The 19715-nt window shown below is 67.5% G+C and carries 18 protein-coding genes; 10 read left to right on the top strand and 8 right to left on the bottom strand.

Annotated elements, in window-relative coordinates; genetic code table 11:
• Positions 1–53: 53 nt before the first annotated feature.
• Both ACZLZY_RS05750 and ACZLZY_RS05755 read right to left on the bottom strand, forming a co-directional pair.
• Positions 54–1175 carry a mechanosensitive ion channel family protein gene (locus tag ACZLZY_RS05750; RefSeq protein WP_472932602.1) on the bottom strand — a complete coding sequence of 374 codons (1122 nt, stop codon included), beginning with the start codon at positions 1173–1175 and terminating at the stop codon, positions 54–56.
• Positions 1176–1381: 206 nt separating this feature from the next.
• Positions 1382–3202, bottom strand: a complete 1821-nt coding sequence (locus ACZLZY_RS05755; RefSeq protein ID WP_472932604.1) for an aminopeptidase P family protein — start codon at positions 3200–3202, stop codon at positions 1382–1384.
• 213 nt (positions 3203–3415) lie between these two features.
• On the opposite strand from ACZLZY_RS05755, the gene ACZLZY_RS05760 reads away from it, so the two are divergent.
• Positions 3416–4240 (top strand): alpha/beta fold hydrolase, encoded by an 825-nt coding sequence (locus ACZLZY_RS05760; protein WP_472932606.1) that lies wholly within the window; start codon positions 3416–3418, stop codon positions 4238–4240.
• A 60-nt stretch (positions 4241–4300) separates the two neighbouring features.
• On the opposite strand, the gene ACZLZY_RS05765 is transcribed toward ACZLZY_RS05760, so the two are convergent.
• The gene (locus tag ACZLZY_RS05765; protein ID WP_472932608.1) at positions 4301–5539 is read right to left on the bottom strand and encodes an NAD(P)/FAD-dependent oxidoreductase; all 1239 of its coding nucleotides are present in this window, start codon (positions 5537–5539) and stop codon (positions 4301–4303) included.
• Positions 5540–5603: 64 nt separating this feature from the next.
• On the opposite strand from ACZLZY_RS05765, the gene ACZLZY_RS05770 reads away from it, so the two are divergent.
• The 6 genes from ACZLZY_RS05770 (at position 5604) to ACZLZY_RS05795 (ending at position 12918) form a co-directional block, all read left to right on the top strand.
• Positions 5604–6521 carry a dihydrodipicolinate synthase family protein gene (locus ACZLZY_RS05770; RefSeq protein WP_472932610.1) on the top strand — a complete coding sequence of 306 codons (918 nt, stop codon included), beginning with the start codon at positions 5604–5606 and terminating at the stop codon, positions 6519–6521.
• Positions 6518–7519 carry a 4-hydroxyproline epimerase gene (locus ACZLZY_RS05775; RefSeq protein ID WP_472933123.1) on the top strand — a complete coding sequence of 334 codons (1002 nt, stop codon included), beginning with the start codon at positions 6518–6520 and terminating at the stop codon, positions 7517–7519. The genes ACZLZY_RS05770 and ACZLZY_RS05775 overlap by 4 nt, the downstream gene beginning before the upstream one ends.
• Positions 7519–8181 carry a GntR family transcriptional regulator gene (locus ACZLZY_RS05780; protein ID WP_472932612.1) on the top strand — a complete coding sequence of 221 codons (663 nt, stop codon included), beginning with the start codon at positions 7519–7521 and terminating at the stop codon, positions 8179–8181. Before ACZLZY_RS05775 ends, ACZLZY_RS05780 begins: the two co-directional genes overlap by 1 nt.
• A gap of 108 nt (positions 8182–8289) precedes the next feature.
• On the top strand, positions 8290–8727 hold the full coding sequence (locus tag ACZLZY_RS05785; RefSeq protein WP_472932614.1) for a MarR family transcriptional regulator: 438 nt from the start codon (positions 8290–8292) through the stop codon (positions 8725–8727).
• An 87-nt stretch (positions 8728–8814) separates the two neighbouring features.
• On the top strand, positions 8815–11214 hold the full coding sequence (locus tag ACZLZY_RS05790; RefSeq protein ID WP_472932616.1) for a membrane-bound PQQ-dependent dehydrogenase, glucose/quinate/shikimate family: 2400 nt from the start codon (positions 8815–8817) through the stop codon (positions 11212–11214).
• A gap of 192 nt (positions 11215–11406) precedes the next feature.
• A complete protein-coding gene (locus tag ACZLZY_RS05795) occupies positions 11407–12918 on the top strand; it encodes an MDR family MFS transporter (RefSeq protein WP_472932618.1) in 1512 nt (503 codons plus the stop codon).
• A gap of 69 nt (positions 12919–12987) precedes the next feature.
• Here ACZLZY_RS05795 and ACZLZY_RS05800 read toward each other — a convergent pair whose 3' ends face one another.
• On the bottom strand, positions 12988–13368 hold the full coding sequence (locus ACZLZY_RS05800) for a winged helix-turn-helix transcriptional regulator (RefSeq protein WP_472932620.1): 381 nt from the start codon (positions 13366–13368) through the stop codon (positions 12988–12990).
• 80 nt (positions 13369–13448) lie between these two features.
• Here ACZLZY_RS05800 and ACZLZY_RS05805 point away from each other — a divergent pair, with 80 nt between their 5' ends.
• Both ACZLZY_RS05805 and ACZLZY_RS05810 read left to right on the top strand, forming a co-directional pair.
• Positions 13449–14498, top strand: coding sequence for an SDR family oxidoreductase (locus ACZLZY_RS05805; RefSeq protein ID WP_472932622.1), 1050 nt, complete (start codon positions 13449–13451; stop codon positions 14496–14498).
• Positions 14499–14779: 281 nt separating this feature from the next.
• Positions 14780–14974, top strand: coding sequence for a hypothetical protein (locus tag ACZLZY_RS05810; protein WP_472932624.1), 195 nt, complete (start codon positions 14780–14782; stop codon positions 14972–14974).
• A 171-nt stretch (positions 14975–15145) separates the two neighbouring features.
• Here the strand turns inward: ACZLZY_RS05810 and ACZLZY_RS05815 are convergent, their stop codons facing one another.
• From ACZLZY_RS05815 to ACZLZY_RS05830, 4 genes are all read right to left on the bottom strand, one after another.
• Positions 15146–15592: a Ros/MucR family transcriptional regulator gene (locus ACZLZY_RS05815; protein ID WP_472932626.1), complete on the bottom strand. Its 447-nt coding sequence runs from the start codon at positions 15590–15592 to the stop codon at positions 15146–15148.
• A 145-nt stretch (positions 15593–15737) separates the two neighbouring features.
• Complete coding sequence (locus ACZLZY_RS05820; RefSeq protein ID WP_472932628.1) at positions 15738–16613, bottom strand: 50S ribosomal protein L11 methyltransferase; 876 nt, start codon at positions 16611–16613, stop codon at positions 15738–15740.
• Between the two features lie 13 nt (positions 16614–16626).
• Positions 16627–17208 (bottom strand): SCO family protein, encoded by a 582-nt coding sequence (locus ACZLZY_RS05825; protein ID WP_472933125.1) that lies wholly within the window; start codon positions 17206–17208, stop codon positions 16627–16629.
• A 210-nt stretch (positions 17209–17418) separates the two neighbouring features.
• A complete protein-coding gene (locus tag ACZLZY_RS05830; RefSeq protein WP_472932630.1) occupies positions 17419–18600 on the bottom strand; it encodes an MFS transporter in 1182 nt (393 codons plus the stop codon).
• A 301-nt stretch (positions 18601–18901) separates the two neighbouring features.
• Here ACZLZY_RS05830 and ACZLZY_RS05835 point away from each other — a divergent pair, with 301 nt between their 5' ends.
• Positions 18902–19708 (top strand): PhzF family protein, encoded by an 807-nt coding sequence (locus tag ACZLZY_RS05835; RefSeq protein ID WP_472932631.1) that lies wholly within the window; start codon positions 18902–18904, stop codon positions 19706–19708.
• The last annotated feature ends 7 nt before the right edge of the window (positions 19709–19715 follow it).

Here is a 19715-nt window from a genome sequence, read left to right on the forward strand (position 1 = left end):
TTTTTCGCGGGGCCTTTTTCATTGCGCTATCGAAGGTGCGACCACGCCGTACTTCACTGGCGACGAGCGATGACCTTCTCAGAATCCCGGACGGGAAATTCGTCACCTGGCGCGGAAAAATCCGTGCGTGTTCTTGGCAGAGACGCTGGATAATTCTCCTGCAGGAAACCCATCATCGCCTCGCGTACTTCGCAGCGAAGATCGAAAGCCTTGCCGGAATTGTGCGCGCTGACGAGCATGCGGATCTCCACCGTGCTCTCCTTGAAGTCCGTCACCTGCAGATTGACGACCTTGCCGTCCCAGAGCGGCGAGGCCCGTGCGATCTCTTCGAGCTTCGTGCGCAACGCGGCCACGGGGACGGTGAAGTCGGTGTAAAGGAAGACGCTGCCGATCAGCGCCGAGCCCTCTCGCGTCCAGTTCTGGAACGGCTTCTCGATGAAGTGGCTGAGCGGGACGATCAGGCGCCGCCAGTCCCAGAGACGGACGACGACGTAAGTCGCTGTGATCTCCTCGACATTGCCCCATTCGCCCTCGACCAGAAGCGCGTCGTCGATCCGGATCGGCTGGGTGATCGCCAGCTGGATGCCGGCGACGAGGTTCTTCAGGATCGGCTGGAGGGCGAGGCCGGCGACAAGGCCCGCCGCACCCGCCGAAGCGAGAAGGCTGACGCCATACTGGCGAACGCTGTCGAAGGTCATCAAAGCGGCCGAGACCGTCACCACGAGGATCAGCGTCTCGGCGACCCGCTGCAGGATCCGCGACTGCGTGGCGTGCTTGCGGGCGAGAAGATTGTCCTCGGAGTCCAGCTTGAACCGGCGGAGGTGAATGGTCGTCCAGATCTGCAGCGCCGTCCGCGCGAACCAGCCGACGAGGATGACGAAGGCGACCGTCGTCAGGCGGGCGACCACGACGGCGGCCTCGTAGGGCAGCGGTGCCGCGGGCGCCACCGCCGCAACGGCCAGCGTCATGAAGGCCAAGCGCGTCGGGTTCTTGGTCCGTGACACCAGCGAGCGGGTGAACAGGCTGCGGGTCTGCACGATCCGCATGACCGACCGGAAGACGATCCGGTGCAGTCCCCAGGCCAGAAGCACCACCACGCAGAGGATGATGGTGCTGGAGACCCAATCCGGCGCCCAGGACAGGTAGCGGTCGATCTCGATCGGAAGTTCGTCCATGCTGGCCTCGCTTTTCCAATCCCTTCCAAAGGGCCCGCGAGTCCGAACCGTTCCGCACCGCAGCATGCCGATTTCGCAAATGCAGTATGCGGGAAGGCCATCACGCCCGAGGGCAGCCAGTGCTCTCCCCCGCACGCTCAAGGGCTCTTATAGACGGTGCAACCGTAGTGGCCGGCGGGACTTAGGCCTTCCCGTCCACTGCCCGGTCAGCATTCCAGTGGCGCCGTTGCAGTCGACAGCCATGCCCCTGTCTCGGCATCGACGATGGGCGTCAGCAAGGCCGCGACCTCCGCATGATAGCCGTCGATCCAGGCGCGCTCGCTGGCGTCGAGCAGGCCGGGAACGATCAGCCGCCGGTCGATCGGGGCGAAGGTCAAGGTGGAGAACGAATGCATCGGCAGGTCGCCACCCTCCGGAACTTCGGCGGGTTCGATGTGGATAAGGTTCTCGATCCGGATGCCGAAAGCCCCCTCGCGGTAGTAGCCCGGCTCGTTCGACAGCATCATGCCGGCCTCCAGCACCGCCATGCCGCGCTTCGAGATCGACTGCGGCCCCTCGTGCACCGCAAGGTAGGAGCCGACGCCGTGTCCGGTGCCGTGCGCATAGTCGCAGCCGGCCTTCCACAGCGCGATGCGGGCCAGCGGGTCGAGGTCGACGCCGCGGGTGCCCTTCGGGAAGCGGGAGGTGGAGATGGCGACCATCCCCTTCAGCACCAGCGTGAATTTTTGGCGCATCTCCTCCGTCGGCGTGCCGATCGGCACGGTGCGGGTGATGTCGGTGGTGCCGTCCTGGTACTGCGCCCCGGAGTCCAGCAGGAACAACTCGCCCGCACCGAGCATCCGGTTGCTCTCGCGGTTGACGCGGTAGTGGACGATCGCGCCATTCGGCCCGGAGCCCGAAATGGTGTCGAAGGAAATGTCGCGCAGCGCCATGCCGTCGGCGTCGCCCGCCTTCCGGCGAAAAGCCTCCAGTGTTTCGGCGGCGACGATTTCGCTCACCGTCCCCGGCGTCTGGCGGTCGAGCCAGCACAGGAATTGCGTGATCGCGGCACCGTCGCGGCGATGGGCGGCGCGGGAGCCGGCCAGTTCCACCGCGTTCTTGATCGCCCGCGGCAGCCGCGCCGGGTCGGTGCCCTTCAGGACCGTCGCCCCGCCCTCCTCCACCAGCGTAGCAACCCGCGCCGCCGCCAGCTGCGGGTCGAGCATCACGGTGCCGCCGAGCTTTCGCAGCGCCGGCTCGAAGGCAGCGGGCTCGGCAAGATCGGCGAGGCCGTTGAGATAGGCCCGCGCGGCCGCATCGAGCTTGTCGGGATCGATGAAGAGGCTCGGCCGCCCCGCCGCCCGCAGCACCGCGAAGGCCAGCGGCAAAGGGGTGTGCGAGACGTCGGTGCCGCGAATGTTGAAGACCCAGGCGATCGAGGACGGATCGGTGAGGACGACGCTGTCGGCGCCCTCCCGTGTCAGCACGGCGGAGAGCGCCGCCAGCTTTTCGGCCGCGGGCACCCCGGCATAGCGCTCGGGATGCGGGCTGACCGCGCCCTTCGGCGGCGCCGGCCGGTCGTTCCACAGCCGGTCGACCGGGTTGCCGGCGAGCGTCACCAGCGCGCCACCCTTCGGCTCCAGCGCCTCGGAGAGCTGGCGCACCTCCGCCAGCGTATGCAGCCAGGGATCGATGCCGATCTTCAGGCCGCCCGCATGCTCCTTGAGGAAGGCCGGCAGCGAGGTCTCGACCGAGTTCCACGGCTCGAACACCTTGAGGTCGACCTGATCGCGCACCTGCAGCGTATAGCGCCCGTCGACGAAGATTGCGGCGCGGTCTGCCAGCACCAGCGCGACGCCGGCCGAGCCGGTGAAGCCGGTCAGCCAGGCCAGCCGGGCGGCCGAGTCCGGGATGTACTCGCCCTGGTGCTCGTCGGCGCGGGGGATGACGAAGCCGTCGATCCCCTGATCGGCCATGATCTGACGCAGCCGCGCGACCCGGCCGGCGCTCTGGCTGAAGTCGATGGCGTCGTCGAAGTTCTGGAACATGGAAATCCTCGCATCGCATCGGCCGGCACCGGCCCGCCGGCCTTAGACCATATCCGCCGTTGCCATGGAAAGTACCGAGGCCGTCCCGCCCGGCAAGCTTTGCCACCCACCGAACCAGGCATGGACACTCCCGCCCCGGCGTTTTTAAGTAAGGCGAAGCAGTGCCGGCGCCGGCCTATCGGCCCGTCCCGACAGTTCCCTGAGGAGAACCGCATGCCGACGATCCATACGCAGGACGGCACCGAAATCTTCTACAAGGACTGGGGCAGCGGACAGCCCATCGTCTTCCATCACGGCTGGCCACTCTCGGCCGACGACTGGAACAGCCAGATGCTGTTCTTCGTGCAGCACGGCTTTCGCGTCATCGCGCACGACCGTCGGGGCCACGGCCGCTCGGGCCAGACGACCACCGGCAACGAGATGGACACCTATGCCGACGATGTCGCCGCGCTCGCAGCGGCGCTTGACCTCCAGAACGCCGTGCACATCGGCCATTCCACCGGTGGCGGCGAAGTCGCGCGCTATCTCGGCCGGCACGGCACCAGCCGCGTCGCCAAGGCCGTGCTCATCGGCGCCGTGCCGCCGATCATGCTGAAGACGGAAGCCTATCCCGGCGGCTTGCCGATGGCGGTCTTCGACGGCCTGCGAAAGGCGCTGGCGGACGACATGGCCCAGTTCTACCGCGACCTCCCGGCAGGTCCCTTCTACGGCTACAACCGCGCCGGCGCGAAGGTCTCCGAGGGCGTGAGGGAGAACTGGTGGCGGCAAGGCATGATGGGCTCGATCCACGCTCATTACGAGTGCATCAAGGCCTTCTCCGAGACCGACTTCACCGAAGACCTGAAGTCGATCGACGTGCCGGTGCTCGTGATGCACGGCACCGACGATCAGATCGTCCCCTACGCCGCCTCGGCCCCGCTTGCCGCAAAACTGCTGCCGAAAGGAACGTTGAAAACCTATGAGGGCTTTCCGCACGGCATGGCCACCTCCCATGCGGACGTGATCAACGCCGACATCCTGGCCTTCCTCAGAAGCTAGAAAGCCGGGCGCCATGCACGACGCCCGAGGGGCGCTCCGTCTTCCGAAACCTCGGCCGGTTCAGCCGAAACGTGCCAGCGAAAGCGCCGGCTGGGCAGGCTCGCGGCCGGTCATCAAGCCGGCAACGCGCTCCCCGGTCAGCGGGCCGAGCGTCAGGCCGAGATGCTGGTGGCCGAAGGCGTAGAACAGGTTTGCGGCCTGCGGGGCTCGGCCGATGGCGGGGAGATAATCGGGCAGCGTCGGCCGCGCCCCGACCCAGCGGCTGAAGGGGGCTGCCACTGGCAAGCCGAGCTCGGCGACGTGTCGTTCCAGCGTCTCCCACCGGCGCGGACTGCCGGGTTTGTCGAAGCTGCCGAACTCGACGAAGCCGGCCGCCCGGAGGCCGCTCTCGAACGGCGTGACGATCATCGACCGCTCCTCGAACACCACCGGCGGCAGGCCTTCCGGCCAGCGGTGGTCGGCGGCCTGGATGTGATAGCCGCGCTCGGCGATGATCGGCACCGACAGGCCGAGCGGCCGCAGAAGCTCGCCGGACTCGACGCCCGCAGCGATCAGCAGCGCTTCCGGCGACAGCTTGGCGCCAGAAGCAAGATGCAGCACCGCCTTGCCGTCCTCCAGCCCGACGCCCCGAACGAGGCCGGCAAGGACGGTGCCACCCGCTGCCGCGAACGCCTGTCGCAACCCCGCCATCACAGCGCCGGGATCGGTGACCTTGCCGGTGTTCTCGAAGATGACCGCGGCCGTCGGCGGCTGTGCCATCACGCGGCCGAGCGCGGCCCGCTCGGCCGCGTCCGCTACATGGAAACGTGCCGTCCCGGTATCGGCCCGCTGCCAGGCGGCGACGCCGGCAGCGGCGGCGCGGGGATCATGCCAGACGACGGCATGGCCGTTCTCGATGAGGACACCCTCTGCGCCAAGGCTCCCCGCCAGACGATGCCAGGCCGGCATCGCCCCGGCCAGCAGCCCCACCAACACCGCATGGCCCTCGGCGTGACGGGCCGGCGTCGAGGCCCTTGCGAGGCGCAGCGCGAAGGGCAGCCAGCGCCGGACGTCGCTCGGCGGCAGCGACAGCGCCCCGCCGCGCACGGTCAGCCGGCGCGGCGCGGACGTCAGTGTCGCCATCGACGCCAGCGGCACCACCTGCTCGATCGCGACATGGCCGGCATTCCCCCAGGATGCCGGCGGCACGGCGCGCGCGGGATCGACGAGCAGCACCGGAACGCCCTGCCGCTGGAGCGCCAGCGCCGAACACAGGCCGACGATGCCGCCGCCCACCACCACCGTCCGCTTGTCGCCCACTTGACACCCTCCGCTTCACAGTATCGTATATATTATACGATTTTGAGATCAAGAGGAGCCCGAGATGGCGAAGACCGGTTGGCATGGCGTATTTCCCGCAGTCACGACGCAGTTCCGCGAGGACATGTCGGTCGACGTCGAGGCGACGCAGGGCGTGCAGGATGCGCTGGTGCGCGACGGCGTCAACGGCCTGATCCTGATGGGCACCTGCGGCGAGAACAATTCGCTCGACGGCGAGGAGAAGCGCACGATCCTGAAGGCCGCCGTCGAGGTGGTCGCCGGCCGCGTGCCGGTGCTGACAGGCGTCTCCGAGTTCGACACCCGCCGGGCCGTCGCCTATGCCAAGGACGCCGAGAAACTCGGCGCCGACGGCCTGATGGTGCTGCCGGCCATGGTGTACGTGCCGAAGCCCGCAGAGCTCGTCGCCCACTTCCGCGCCGTTGCCGAAGCGACCAGCCTGCCGATCATGCTCTACAACAACCCGCCGGCCTACCGCGTCAACATCGGCGCCGACGTGCTGCGGGCGCTGGAGGACGTGCCGAACATCCTCGCGGTCAAGGAAAGCGCCCCGGACCCGCGCCGCTTCACCGACCTCATCAACGATTTCGGTGATCGCTTCGACCTCTTCGCCGGCCTCGACGACGTCGCGCTGGAAGGGCTGATGCTCGGCGCCAAGGGCTGGGTCTCCGGCCTGACCAGCGCCTTCCCGGCCGAGTCGGTCCAGCTCGTCGCCGCCTGCGACCGCGGCGACTGGGAGACCGCGCGCATGATCTACCGCTGGTTCATGCCGCTCCTGCACCTCGATGCCGAGCACGACCTCGTGCAGTCGATCAAGCTGGCCGAGCAGATCATGGGCCGCGGCTCCGAGCGCGTGCGTATGCCCCGCATGCCGCTCACCGGCGAGCGGCGCGCGGAAGTGACGGCGATGGTCGAGAAGGCCGCGGCGACCCGGCCGACGCTGACCATGTCCAAGGCCGCCTGATGCGCCACACCTTCTTCTGCATCGACGGCCATACCGCCGGCAATCCGGTGCGGCTGGTGGTCGGCGGCGCGCCGCTGCTGCAGGGAAGCTCGATGTCGGAGCGCCGCCAGGATTTCCTGGCGCGCTTCGACTGGATCCGCACCGGCCTCTGCTTCGAGCCACGGGGCCACGACATGATGTCGGGCGGCTTCCTCTACCCGCCGACGCAAGCGGACACCGACATCGGCATCCTGTTCATCGAGACCAGCGGCTGCCTGCCGATGTGCGGCCACGGCACCATCGGCATGATCACTTTCGGGCTCGAGCATGGCCTGATCCAGCCGCGCACGCCGGGCCGGCTGCGCGTCGAGGTGCCGGCCGGGGTGATCGACATCGGCTATGCCACCGAGGGCGCCAAGGTGACCTCGGTGAAGATCACCAACGTTCCCGCCTACGTCGCCGCGCGCGGCATCGAAATCGACGTGCCGGACTTCGGCCCGCTGACCGTCGACGTCTCCTATGGCGGCAACTACTACGCCATCGTCGAGCCGCAGGGCGCCTATGCCGGGCTCGACGCGCTCGGCGCGAGCCGCATCGTCGAACTGTCGACGCTGGTGCGCAACCTTGTCCGGCAGAAATTCGAGCCGGTGCACCCGCTCGACCCGACCATCCGCGGCGTCAGCCACGTGCTCTGGGCGGACGTGCCGCGCGGCGACGGCGCCGATGGTCGCAATGCCGTGTTCTACGGCGACAAGGCGATAGACCGCTCGCCTTGCGGCACCGGCACTTCAGCCCGACTCGCCCATCTTGCCGCTACCGGCCGCCTCCAGCCCGGGCAGACCTTCGTGCACGAGAGCTATATTGGCAGCCGCTTCGTCGGTACCGTGGAGGCCGAAACGACGCTTGGTGGCGAGACCGCGATCGTGCCGTCGATCGAGGGATCGGCTGTGGCCACCGGCTTCAACACGATCTGGATCGACCGCGAGGATCCCTTCTGGCAGGGCTTCCAGGTCGTCTGATGAGCCTGATCGTCAAGACGGCGCTGGCCGACCGCATCGTCGACATCCTCCGGGACCGGATCATCGCCGGCAGCATTCCCGCGCATGCGGCGATCCGCCAGGATGCGCTGGCGACCGAGCTCGGCGTCTCGAAGATCCCGCTGCGCGAGGCCTTCGCCAAGCTCGAACAGGACGGGCTCGTGCTGTCGGAGATGAACCGCGGCTACTTCGTGCGGCCGCTCTCGGCCATTGAGGCCGAGGACGTCTTCGACCTGCGCCTGAAGATCGAGCCGGATGCCGTCGGCGCCGCGTCGCAAAGGCTGACGCCGGACGACATCGCGCAGGCGCGCGCTGCGCTGGACGGGCTGAACCGCGCCGCGCGGGACCACAGCACCAGCGCCGGCACGCTGAACCGCGCCTTCCACATGGCGCTGATCCGGCCGGGCGGGCGCCCGGTGACGGTGCAGACGGTGGAGCGGCTGCAGGTGATCGCCGAACGCTACGTCGTCAAGCATCTCGAACCCCGCGGCCGCGCCGAGCGGGCCATCGACGAGCACGAGACGCTGTTCGACGCTTGGGCGGCCGGGTTGAGAAACGAAGCCGCAAGGCTCAGCACCGCCCACATCGCCAGCACCTGCGACGATCTCGACGCCGAACTTCGGCGGGCCGCGGCAAACGCCTGAACGGCGCTTGCGCCGCTCCCTCCCCGCGCCGCGGCCGAAACGGGTTGACGACCTCTCGCAAGAGGAATACCAGACTGATAGCCTAGCTAACTAGTTTGGACATCCGCCATGTTGTCGCTCGAGGATTTCGGCCTCAAGCTCCACCTCCTCTCGCGGCTCCTTCGCCGGGAGATCGATGTGCTGCTGGAACCGCACGGCCTCTCCGAGGCGAGCTTCCTGCCGGTGCGCTATCTCGCCCGCTTCGGCGAGGGCCTGCGGCAGGTGGAACTTGCCGAGGCCATGGGGATCGAGGGCCCGACCCTCGTGCGGGTGCTCGACCAGCTGGTGAAAGCCGGTCTCGTCGAGCGGATCGACGATACGATCGACCGCCGGGCCAAGCGCGTCCATCTCACCACCGAAGGCGAGGCCTTTCACCGGCGTTTCCAGGAAACTCTGCGGGAGCGTCGGCAGATCCTGTTTGCCGGGGCGACCGCCGAGGATCTGGAGGCGGCGCTGCGCGTCTTCGATGCGCTGGAGATGACGCTGCGAAAAAGCCGCTCGTCCTGATCTTTTCCCAGTCTTTTTCAAGCCGGAACCAACGCCGCCAAAAGCGCAGCGATACCGGTCCAACTTTGTGTGTGTAAGGAGAATTCGATGATAGCGGTCATGACAGGCTGGGTTGTCGCGCTGGTGGGCGCGGCGATCCTCGCGGCGGGGGTCTACCTCGTCTCGCTGGGCGGCAGTCCCTTCTATATCGTCATGGGCTTCGGCCTGCTTCTGTCGGCCTTCCAGCTGATCCGCCGCCGCCAGTCGGCGCTGACTATCTTTGCCGCCGTCCTCATCCTCACCTTCGCCTGGACGCTCTGGGAGGTCGGCCTCGACAAGTGGCAGTGGATCCCGCGCGGCGCGCTGATCACCTTCATCGGCCTCTGGATGGCGCTGCCCTTCGTCGCCGGTGCCCTCCGCCGTGCCGATGCCGCCCGCGGCACGTCGCCGTCTGCCGCCGCCGGCCTCTTGCGCGGCACCGTCGCTGCCATCGCCGTCCTCGCCGTTGGCGCCTGGTTCTACGATCCGTTGCTGGTCGCCGGCGAGCTGCCGCGCGAAGCCGCCGCCACGCCACCGGCCGCCGTCGGCACACCCGCTTATCCCACAGACGACTGGACGGCCTATGGCGGCACCAATCTCGGCCAGCGCTATTCGGCGCTGTCGGACATCAACCTCGACACGGTCAAGAACCTGAAAATCGCCTGGGAACATCATACCGGCGACCTGAAAGGGCCCGACGACGCTTCGGAATACACCTTCGAGGCGACGCCGCTGAAGGTCAACGGGATGCTCTACCTCTGCACCCCGCACAACATCGTCGAGGCGCTCGAGCCCGAGACCGGCGCGGTGAAGTGGAAGTTCGATCCCGGCCTGAAGCCGAACGCGGTCTACCAGCACCAGACCTGCCGCGGCGTCTCCTACCACGACGAGGCGACGTTGCCGGCCGAGCAGCCCGCCTCCGCCGAGACCGCCGCCGCCATCGCCGCCTGCCCGCGCCGGATCATCGCGACGACGGTCGATGCCCGGCTGTTCGCGATCAATGCCGACACCGGCGCACTCTGCGCGGGCTTCGGCGACAACGGCTACGTCAACCTCCTCGACCAGATGCCGAACGTCCGCGAAGCCACCTACATGCAGACCTCGGCGCCGCTGGTGACCAAGGGCCTGATCGTGCTCGGCGGCTCGATCGCCGACAACTACTACAAGGACAACGCGTCCGGCGTGATCCGCGCCTATGACGTCAGGACCGGCCAGGTCGTCTGGAAGTTCGATGCCGGCAAGCCGGACGAGACCGCGCCCCTGGCGCCCGGCGCCACCTACGAGGCGAACTCGCCGGTCGCCTGGACGACGCTCAGCGCCGATGAGGCGCTCGGCCTCGTCTATGTCCCCTTCGGCAACAAGTCGCCGGACATGTTCGGCCAGACCCGGACGGCAGAGGACGAGCGCTTCGTCGATGCGCTGACCGCGCTGGACATCACCACCGGCCAGCTGCGCTGGACCTTCCGGTCCTCCTATCACGACCTCTGGGACCGCGATAACCCGTCGCAGCCGACGCTGATCGACCTGCCGGTGAACGGCGCGAATGTGCCCTCGGTGGTGCTGCCGACCAAGAACGGCAACCTCTTCGTCCTCGACCGCCGCGACGGCAAGCCGGTCCTGCCGGTCTCGGAGCAGCAGGTCTCGACGGTGACGGACGTGCCGAACGAGAAGCCCTCCCCGGTACAGCCGATCTCGTCGCTGAACTTCACCCCGCCGCCGCTCACCGAGAGCGACATGTGGGGCATCTCGCCGATCGACCAGATCCTCTGCCGCGCCGAGTTCCGCCAGCGGCGCTATGACGGCAACCCGTTCACCCCGCCGACCATTGCGGGGTCGCTGACCTATCCCGGCAATATCGGCGTATTCAACTGGGGCAGCATCGCCGTCGATCCCGTCAACAAGTGGCTGATCGCCACGCCGCTCCGCCTTTCCTACCTCTACAACGTGCTGCCGCGTCCGGCCGGGAACACCGACGAGCGGCTGGTGACGAAGGAGGGCACGCGGCCGATCAACGAGAGCATGGGTGGCCCCTATGCCATCTCGATCCAGAACTTCCGCTCCGGCCTCGGCCTGCCGTGCCAGGCGCCGCCCTGGGGCCTGATGGCCGGCGTCGACCTGAAGACCGGCAAGACCGCCTGGACCCGCCGCAACGGCACGGTGAAGGACCAGAAGATCATGGGCCTCACCTGGCCGATCCCGATGCCGATGGGCATCGTCGCGCATGGCGGCACACTGACGACGGCGGGCGGCGTCTCCTTCACCGCGGCGACACTCGACAACTATCTGCGCGCCTACGACATGAGGAGCGGCGAAAAGGTCTGGCAGGCGCGCCTGCCGGCGGGCGGCCAGGCCACGCCGATGACCTATCGCGGCAAGGACGGCAAGCAGTACGTCGTGCTCGCCGCCGGCGGTCATGGCTCGATCGGCACGACGCCGGGCGACAGCGTCATCGCCTACACGCTGCAGTAGCGCGGCGAACATTCAGGAGAGGGGCAAGGACGGCACGTCCCGCCCCTCTCCCACCCGCCTTTGCTGCGACCGGCGGCAAGCCGGCAGGTCGACAAACTTCCGGGATTGGTCTGGCGCCCGTCAGCGTTGAATCGTATGTAGCCCTTGCATTTAACCGGGGCAGAGACCTCGTCGTGCCCGAAGGCCCCGCTTATGGCTCCCCCTCCGCCTCCCAGTGCCGATGCTGCGGCCGCCGTGCCCGCCGCCTTACCCGCAAAGACCGCCCCTAATTTCCGGACCATCGCCATGATCGTCGCCTCGGCGATGTTCATGGAGCAACTCGACGCGACGATCCTCGCCACCGCGCTGCCGACCATGGCGCGCGACTTCGCCGTCTCGGCACCGGCGATGAGCATTGCGCTCACCTCCTATCTCATCAGCCTCGCCGTCTTCATCCCGGCCAGCGGCGCGATGGCCGATCGCTTCGGTTCCCGCACCGTGTTCCGGGCCGCGATCGGCGTGTTTCTCCTCGGCTCGATCCTCTGTGCCCTCGCCCCGACGCTTTTTTTCCTCGTCTTCGCCCGGCTGCTCCAAGGCGTCGGCGGCGCGATGATGATGCCGGTCGGCCGGCTGGTGCTGCTGCGCAGCGTCGCGCGCAAAGACCTCGTCTCGGCGATGTCCTGGCTGCTGGTGCCGGCGATGATCGGGCCGATCCTTGGCCCCCCGGTCGGCGGCCTGATCGTCACCTATGCCGACTGGCGGTGGATTTTCTACATCAACGTGCCGATCGGCATCCTCGGAATGGTCCTCGTCACCTTCTTCATCGAGGACGTGAAGGGCGAGCGCGCGGGACGGTTCGACTGGCTGGGCATGGGCCTTTCCGGCGTATCGCTCGGATCCCTGCTGTTCGGCTTCGAGATGGCCAGCCGCGACGGTGAGGGCCTGTTCGCGCTGGTGCTCTCCCTCGTCGGCCTGGTCTTTGGCCTCGTCTACATCCGTCATGCCCGCCGCCACCCAGCCCCGATCCTCGACCTGTCCCTCATGCGGGTGCCGAGCTTCGGGACCTCGGTGATCGCGGGATCGCTGACGCGGATCACCCAAGGGGCGCAGCCCTTCCTGCTGCCGCTGATGATGCAGCTGGGTTTCGGCCTGTCGGCCGCCACCAGCGGCGGCATCACCATCGCCACCGCCATCGGCTCGCTGGCGATGAAGGCGGTGGCCCCGAGGATCCTGCGCCGCTTCGGCTTCCGCAACGCGCTTCTCGTCAACGGCATCTTTGCCAGCATCGGCTACGGCGTCTGTGCTGCCTTCCGGCCGGACTGGCCGCTGTGGACGATCTTCGGCGTGCTGCTCGCCTGCGGCTTCTCGATGTCGTTCCAGTTCACCGGGTACAATACGGTCGCCTACGACCAAATCTCGGCCCGGCAGATGAGCTCGGCGACGAGCTTCTACACGACTTTCCAGCAGCTGATGCTTTCGCTCGGCATCTGCGTGGCGGCGCTGGCGCTGCACGGTGCGATGCAGATGCACGGTCACGCGCAACCGCAGCCCGGCGACTTCTCCGCCGCCTTCATCCTGGTCGCCGCGATCTCGCTGACGGCCACCGTCTGGAACCGCCGCTTCGCCGTCGATGCCGGCCAGGAGATCAGCGGCCACGGCGCCGTCACCGATACCGTCAAGCGCCCGGCAGCCGTCGCCGCCGACAGCGTCGACCGGACGCGCTGAGGGCGGAACAGCAAAAGGCATCGTGCTGGTTTTCGGAATTGGACGTGGCGTCGCCGAGATGACGGTTCGTCAGCGCCGACGCGAACTCGGCCGCGGCTGCAGGGCGTCGAGCGCGTCGTCATTGCGCCGCCCCCAGTCGTAGAGCATCTCGACAGGCTCGACGAAGCGCCGGCCGAGCGGCGTCAGAGCGTAGTCCACCCCCGGTGGGATCGTCGGATGGACGATGCGCTCGACCAGACCGTTCGTCTCCATGCCCCGCAGCGTCTGCGTCAGCATCTTCTGCGAAATGCCGGGCAGGCTCCGCAACAGCGCGCTGGAGCGGCAGCTGCCGCCGTGCCGGGCGTGCAGCGTGTGCAGCACCATGCTGGTCCACTTGGTACCGAAGAGTTCCAGCACGCGGCGCGGCGCGCAATCCTCGGTCCAGTCCTCGTCCGGCGCTGCCTTTTCCATCCGCTGGATACCCTTTGGTGCCGTCTTGATACACAGGCTGGTCTTACCCTAGTTCGCCACAAAACGAACAGGAGAACGACATGACGAAGACGGCACTGGTGGTGGGTGGAACCGGGATCATCGGTCGGGCGACGATCGCCCTTCTGGAAAAGGAAGGCTGGGACGTCGCTGGCCTGTCGCGCAGCCCGCAGCCGGGCGGCATCGCGGCCGACCTCCAGGATCCGGCCTCGCTCGCCGCGGCGCTGAAGGACAAGCGGCCGACGCATGTCTTCATCACGACCTGGGCGCGCCAGGCAAACGAGGCGGAGAACATTCGCGTCAACGGCATGATGGTGCGCAACCTCCTCGACGCGCTGCGGCCCGGTGGCGGCGTCGAGCACGTGGCGCTCGTCACGGGGCTGAAGCACTACCTCGGACCGTTCGAGGCCTACGGCAAGGGCGTGCTGCCGCAAACGCCGTTCCGCGAGGAGCAAGGCCGGCTCGACGTCGACAACTTCTATTATGCGCAGGAAGACGAAGTCTTCGCCGCCGCCAAGCGAGACGGCTTCAATTGGAGCGTCCACCGGCCGCACACCGTGATCGGCCATGCCGTCGGCAATGCGATGAACATGGGGCAGACGCTCGCGGTCTACGCCAGCCTCTGCAAGGAGACCGGCCGCCCCTTCCGATTCCCGGGCTCGGCCGCGCAGTGGAACGGCCTCACGGACATGACCGATGCCGGCATGCTGGCCAAGCAGCTGCTCTGGGCTTCGACGACGCCGGCCGCCGCCAACGAGGCGTTCAACATCGTCAACGGCGATGTCTTCCGCTGGAGCTGGCTGTGGACGCGCATCGCCCATTGGTTCGGCCTTGAGCCCGCCCCTTTTGATGGCACCGTCCTGCCGCTGGAAGTGCAGATGGCCGACGACGCGGCGCTCTGGACCGAGATCGCCGAGCGCGAGAACCTTCAGGAGACAACCCTCTCCCGGCTCGCTTCGCCGTGGCACACCGATGCCGATCTCGGTCGCCCGATCGAGGTGGTCACCGACATGTCGAAAAGCCGCCGTCTCGGCTTCACCGCCTATCAGGCGACGGACGACGCGTTCTTCGCGCTGTTCGAGCAGCTGCGCGCCGACCGCTACATCCCGTGATCACGGGCTGACGACACCTGTCGCGGCGATCGATCGAAGCATCGCCGCGACGGAGAAGGACGGGATCAGACTACGCCGAAAAGGTCGGGCAGCCCGCCATCCCAAAGCCCTTTTTCCTGGCGCGCGGACGCGGCCGCCCCCGGCACACACGTCAAACTCCGCTATGCTGCAATGCAGCAAATGCGGAGGTGCTATGCGGCGCCGGGGATGGCGGACGTTCCGCATTGCCAGCATCATCGTATCGACCGGGAGGGTTGATTCGACAGCTGGAGTTCGACGCCATGCCGACCCGCGCAGACTTCCCCGCCCGCCCCGCCACGCGCGCCCAACATGGCCCGGTTTCCGCTTTCGACTGGCGGCACGAGGGTCGGCGTCTCACCTCGGCAGCGGCCGCCTATCTCGGCGTCGCCCATCCCTGCCGCTTCGAGGTAGAGCCAGCATCGCTCTGCGACATCGTCTTTCCCGAGCGCCGCTGAGACGTCCGGCGATGGGCTGAGCTAACGCCATGCAGCAGCCGATTCCGGATCGGAGGGACAGGTCGCCGATGGCGGCAATCTCTGCGGTGCGAGATCGACGCGCCGCTGCAAGCACGGCGCTATGAGACCCACTGTCCCCGCTGAACGACCGATTGGGAGAATGCTCCGTGGCTACTCCGCGGCGTCCTGGTGGGCATTGGCGTTGTCACCCCTTGGCTTGCGGCCAAGGCGGAACTTCTTTGCCAGCGCCGAGCGCGAGGCGGCGTAGTTTGGCGCCACGATCGGATAATCGTCGGGCAAGCCCCATTTGCGGCGATACTCATCCGGCGTCATGCCGAGATTGGCCAGATGGCCTTTCATCGACTTGAAGCGTTTTCCGTCCTCGAGGCAGATGATGTAGTCGGGCGTCACCGATTTCTTGATCGGGACGAACGGCTTCAGCACGATCTTTTCGATTTTTTCCGGTGTGCCGTTGGCAGCTGTCTTTAACGCCGTATAGACGCTGGTTATCAGGTCCGGCAGATCCGCCGCAGCGACCTTGCTTTGCTGTATACAGGCATTGACGATTGTCGCCGACAGCTCGAGCAGCAGGGTTCTTTCAGCATCTACGGTTTCCATTGACACCCCAAAACTTAGAAAATCATCTAAGGGTGATACTAAAAGCCCCCAGATTGTTCAAATAATTTGATTGAAGGTGGCTGATGAATAAAAAAACGGAACAATAGATAATGTTACCTTACGTAATTTTTGTCGGTCTATCGGCTCAGCGCGACAGATGCAGGGTCACCCACTCGCCCCGACGCAAGGTCTCGCGGTGCACCAGGCCTTGCGTGCGATAGGCTGCGAGCACCGCCTGACGCTGTCTTTCGAGGATTCCCGACAGGATCACGTCGCCGCCCGGGGCCAGCTGGCGCTCGACCGCCGGGGCCAGCTTGATCAGCGGCTGGGCCAGGATATTGGCAACGACGAGGTCATAGGGCGCGAAGGCGCGGATGTCATGCGAGGCCATGCCGGTGGCGACGACGGCGCGCACGAGATTGCCGACGCCGTTGTTGACGATGTTCTCGCGCGCCACCGCGATCGCGACGGGATCGATGTCGGTCGCCAGCACCGGCACCCGGGCAAGCTTGGCAAGGCCGATCGCCAGGACTGCGCTGCCGGTGCCGAGATCGAGCGTGTTGGTGAACTGCCGGCGGCGCACCAGCCGGTCGATCATCGTCAGGCAACCTGAGGTCGTGCCGTGATGTCCTGTGCCGAAGGCCTGGCCGGCCTCGATCTCGATGCCGAGGTCATTGGCGCGAATCATCCCCCGGTCATGTGCGCCATGCACGATGAAGCGCCCTGCCCGCACCGGCTTCAGCTCGGCCAGCACCGCCTTCATCCAGTCGGTATCGGGAATCGCCTCTACCGAGATCGGGGGGGTGTCGAGCGCAGACAGCGCTGCCGTCACGTCCGCAAGCCGATCGGCGCCGCCGGTCTCGTCGTCGAAATAGACGGAGACCTCGTGGATATCGGCGGCCTCGTCGATCTCGGTGACGCCGACCGGGGCATCCTCGTCCTCGAAGGCCGCATCCCAGGCGTCGAAGATGCGCTGGGCCAGCAGCTTGCCGGTGCGGGTGTGATAGCGGGTCTGGGTCACAGGTCTACCGAGGTCAGAGGGCAGCGAGACGGTCGAGCTTTTCCTTCGCCGTCTTCGGGTTCTCGCCATAGGCGATGGTGCCGGAAAAGCGGCCGGCAGAATCCAGGAGAAAGGTGGTCGCGGTGTGGTCCATCGCATATTCCGGACCGTCGCCGACCTTCTTGGCATAGACCCCCCAGCCCTTCAGCATCGCGGCAACCTTGGTGGGTTCGCCGGTGATCGCGGTGATGTCCGGTGAGACGGCGCCGAGGTAGTTCTTCAGCACCGCCGGCGTATCGCGCTCGGGGTCGACGCTGACGAACACCACCTGCAGGTCCTTGCCGTCCTGCTTCAGCGCCTTCTGGTATCCCGCGAGCTCGGCGAGCGTCGTCGGGCACACGTCGGGGCAATGGGTGAAGCCGAAGAACACGGCCGAGGGCTTGCCGTTGCGCAGCGCTGCCTCGGTGATCTCCGCGCCGTTCTGGTCGACGAGGCTGAACGGTGACCCGTAAGCCGCCTCTTCCTGGCCTGTTTCGCTGCCGTAGTAATAGACACTGATGGCCGCGCCGGCGCAGAGCGCGACGAAGGCCCAGAGGCCGATTCGGAAGAGAGCGATGCCGCGCATGGTGAACTCCGTGAAACGCGGCTCGGGCCGCCCTTTCCCCGGCGATACAGCAGCCGCCGCCGGACCGCAAAGAAGATCGGCGTGAGACCGCGCTGATCCCCCTCTGCCGAACGCAATGCGGCTTTGCCCCAGCGCCTTGGCGCTCCCTGAAGAAGCGTCAGCGTGCCGGCGAGGCGTCGGCTGCGGCGTGCTGACGAAGTATCAGCCCCGGCGTTCACCGACGAGGAGGTAGACGAGGGCCATCGCCGGGAAGGCGACGCCGAGCACGCAGATGCCTGGCCAGCCGAAGGCCTGGAGAACCGGGCTGGTCAACGCCGAGCCGACGGCGCCGCCGATGAAGAAGGTGGTCATGTAGACCGCGTTCAGCCGGTTGCGGATCTCGGCATCGAGCGAGAAGATCTCGCGCTGGCCGACGACGAGATTGGCCTGGACGCCGAGGTCGATGAGGATGCCGGCCGCGACGAAGCCGGCGAGCGTCGCGAGGCCGGCAAGCGCAAAGCCCGCCATCACCGTCAGCATGGCGCCAATGGTGGCTGCCCGGCCATGGCCGCGGTCGGCGAGCCGCCCGGCCACCGGCGCTGCAAGGATCCCAAGGACGCCGGACAGCGAGAACAGGGCAACCTCCGTCGCCGAATAGCCGTCGGCGAAGAGGACGAGAGGCGTGCCGGTCCAGAACAGCGAAAAGCTCGCGAAGATCGCGGCATGGAACAGAGCGCGTCGCCGCAGCACGCGCTCGCGCACGAACAGCTTGCCGAGCGAGGCGATGAGCGCGCCGTAGGATTCCGTGACGGTCGGACGGCGCTGCGGAAACAGCAGCATGCCGGCGCCGAGCAAAAACGTCAGCAGCGCCGCCGAGGCGCCGAAAACACCGCGCCATCCGATATGCTCGGCGAGGATGCCGGCGAGCGGCCGGGCGAGGAGAATACCGGCGATGAGGCCGCTCATCACATTGCCGACCACGCTGCCGCGCTTCTCCGGCGGGGCCATGCCGGCGGCCAGCGGCACCAGCATCTGCGCAGCGGTCGACGTCATGCCGACCACCAGCGTCAGCGCGAACAACGCGAAAAGGCCCGGCAGCACCACGAGGCCGATCAGGCTGAGGACGTTGGCCGCCATGGTCAGCAGGATGACGCGGCGGTTCTCGAAGACGTCGCCGAGCGGCACGAGCGCCACGAGGCCCAGGCCGTAGCCGACCTGGGCCGCCGTCACGAGCCAGCTCTCGGCCGAGGGCGCCAGCCCGGTCTCGGCGCCGATCAGCGCCACCAGCGGCTGGGCATAGTAGATGTTCGCCACCAGCGCCCCGCAAGCCAAGGCAAAGAACAAGGTCAGTCCGGGCCCAAGGCCGGGATGGGCCGCGGGCGGCGTGGCAGGAAAGCTGGTCATGGCATGTCCGTTCGAGCGGCGCTGCGGGCGCTATGTCCCGGCGGATATAGGACAACGCGGCTTGACCCGCTATCGCCGGTGACGCAAGGCTGCCGCCCATCGGGCGCCGGCCCGCCGCCTTTTCGGGTCACAACGCCGGGTCTGACGGCATCTTGCTCGGCCGTTCCGAGCCGATAGAGGTGGCCGCAGGCGCCACCGGGCGCCGTCCCGGCCACCCAAAGCCAACAGCGACGGGCGACACGGCGTCCATCAAAGCCGGGAGGCGCGACACCTCTCCCGCCCATTCGAGTGGAGCCCCGCCATGTCCCTTGCCCTCTACCAGGTCGACGCCTTCTCGGACACGCGCTTTGCCGGCAACCCGGCCGCCGTCGTGCTGCTGGATGCCTGGCTGCCGGACGCGCTGCTGCAGCAGATCGCAGCCGAGAACAACCTGTCGGAGACCGCCTATCTCGTGCCGGCCGGCGACAGCCGCTGGGAACTGCGCTGGTTCACCCCCAAGGTCGAGGTGCCGCTCTGCGGACACGCGACTCTCGCCAGCGCCTTCGTGCTGGCCGAGGTTCTCGGCAAGGCCGGGCCGGTGATGACGTTCGTCACCCGCTCCTCCGGCGATCTGACGGTGACGCGCGCGGGCGGGCGCTTCGCCATGCGCCTGCCGATCCGGCGGGTCGCCTCGACCCGCGCCATCGACCCCGTCGCCGCCGCGCTCGGCGCCCGGCCGCTCGAAGTGCTGACGGTCCCGGCTGCGGACGACGACACGGCGCTGGCGGTGTTTGCGACCGAGGCCGAGGTGCGCGCGCTGCAGCCGGACATGGTAGCGCTCAGCGCCCTCCCCGTGCGCAACGTCATCGCCACCGCCAAAGGCACGTCCTCGGACTTCGTCTCGCGCATGTTCGCGCCGAAAGCCGGCATCGACGAGGACCCGGTGACCGGCTCGGCGCACTGCGCCCTGGTGCCGTTCTGGGCCGAGCGGCTCGGCGGCACGACGTTTCACGCCCGCCAGGTCTCGGCCCGCGGCGGCGACCTCTACTGCACCCTCGAGAAAGATGCGGTGATCGTCGCCGGCTCGGCGGTACTCTACCTCGAGGGCAAGATCCATCTGCCCGCCTGAGGCTGCG

This window comes from Mesocryomonas lacus (assembly GCF_055730135.2).

Bases quoted from the DNA above. Each gene is read 5' to 3' on its own strand.
- ACZLZY_RS05750 (WP_472932602.1), bottom strand. From the start codon at position 1,175: ATGGACGAACTTCCGATCGAGATCGACCGCTACCTGTCCTGGGCGCCG.
- ACZLZY_RS05755 (WP_472932604.1), bottom strand. From the start codon at position 3,202: ATGTTCCAGAACTTCGACGACGCCATCGACTTCAGCCAGAGCGCCGGC.
- ACZLZY_RS05760 (WP_472932606.1), top strand. From the start codon at position 3,416: ATGCCGACGATCCATACGCAGGACGGCACCGAAATCTTCTACAAGGAC.
- ACZLZY_RS05770 (WP_472932610.1), top strand. From the start codon at position 5,604: ATGGCGAAGACCGGTTGGCATGGCGTATTTCCCGCAGTCACGACGCAG.
- ACZLZY_RS05780 (WP_472932612.1), top strand. From the start codon at position 7,519: ATGAGCCTGATCGTCAAGACGGCGCTGGCCGACCGCATCGTCGACATC.
- ACZLZY_RS05785 (WP_472932614.1), top strand. From the start codon at position 8,290: ATGTTGTCGCTCGAGGATTTCGGCCTCAAGCTCCACCTCCTCTCGCGG.
- ACZLZY_RS05790 (WP_472932616.1), top strand. From the start codon at position 8,815: ATGATAGCGGTCATGACAGGCTGGGTTGTCGCGCTGGTGGGCGCGGCG.
- ACZLZY_RS05795 (WP_472932618.1), top strand. From the start codon at position 11,407: ATGGCTCCCCCTCCGCCTCCCAGTGCCGATGCTGCGGCCGCCGTGCCC.
- ACZLZY_RS05800 (WP_472932620.1), bottom strand. From the start codon at position 13,368: ATGGAAAAGGCAGCGCCGGACGAGGACTGGACCGAGGATTGCGCGCCG.
- ACZLZY_RS05805 (WP_472932622.1), top strand. From the start codon at position 13,449: ATGACGAAGACGGCACTGGTGGTGGGTGGAACCGGGATCATCGGTCGG.
- ACZLZY_RS05810 (WP_472932624.1), top strand. From the start codon at position 14,780: ATGCCGACCCGCGCAGACTTCCCCGCCCGCCCCGCCACGCGCGCCCAA.
- ACZLZY_RS05815 (WP_472932626.1), bottom strand. From the start codon at position 15,592: ATGGAAACCGTAGATGCTGAAAGAACCCTGCTGCTCGAGCTGTCGGCG.
- ACZLZY_RS05830 (WP_472932630.1), bottom strand. From the start codon at position 18,600: ATGACCAGCTTTCCTGCCACGCCGCCCGCGGCCCATCCCGGCCTTGGG.
- ACZLZY_RS05835 (WP_472932631.1), top strand. From the start codon at position 18,902: ATGTCCCTTGCCCTCTACCAGGTCGACGCCTTCTCGGACACGCGCTTT.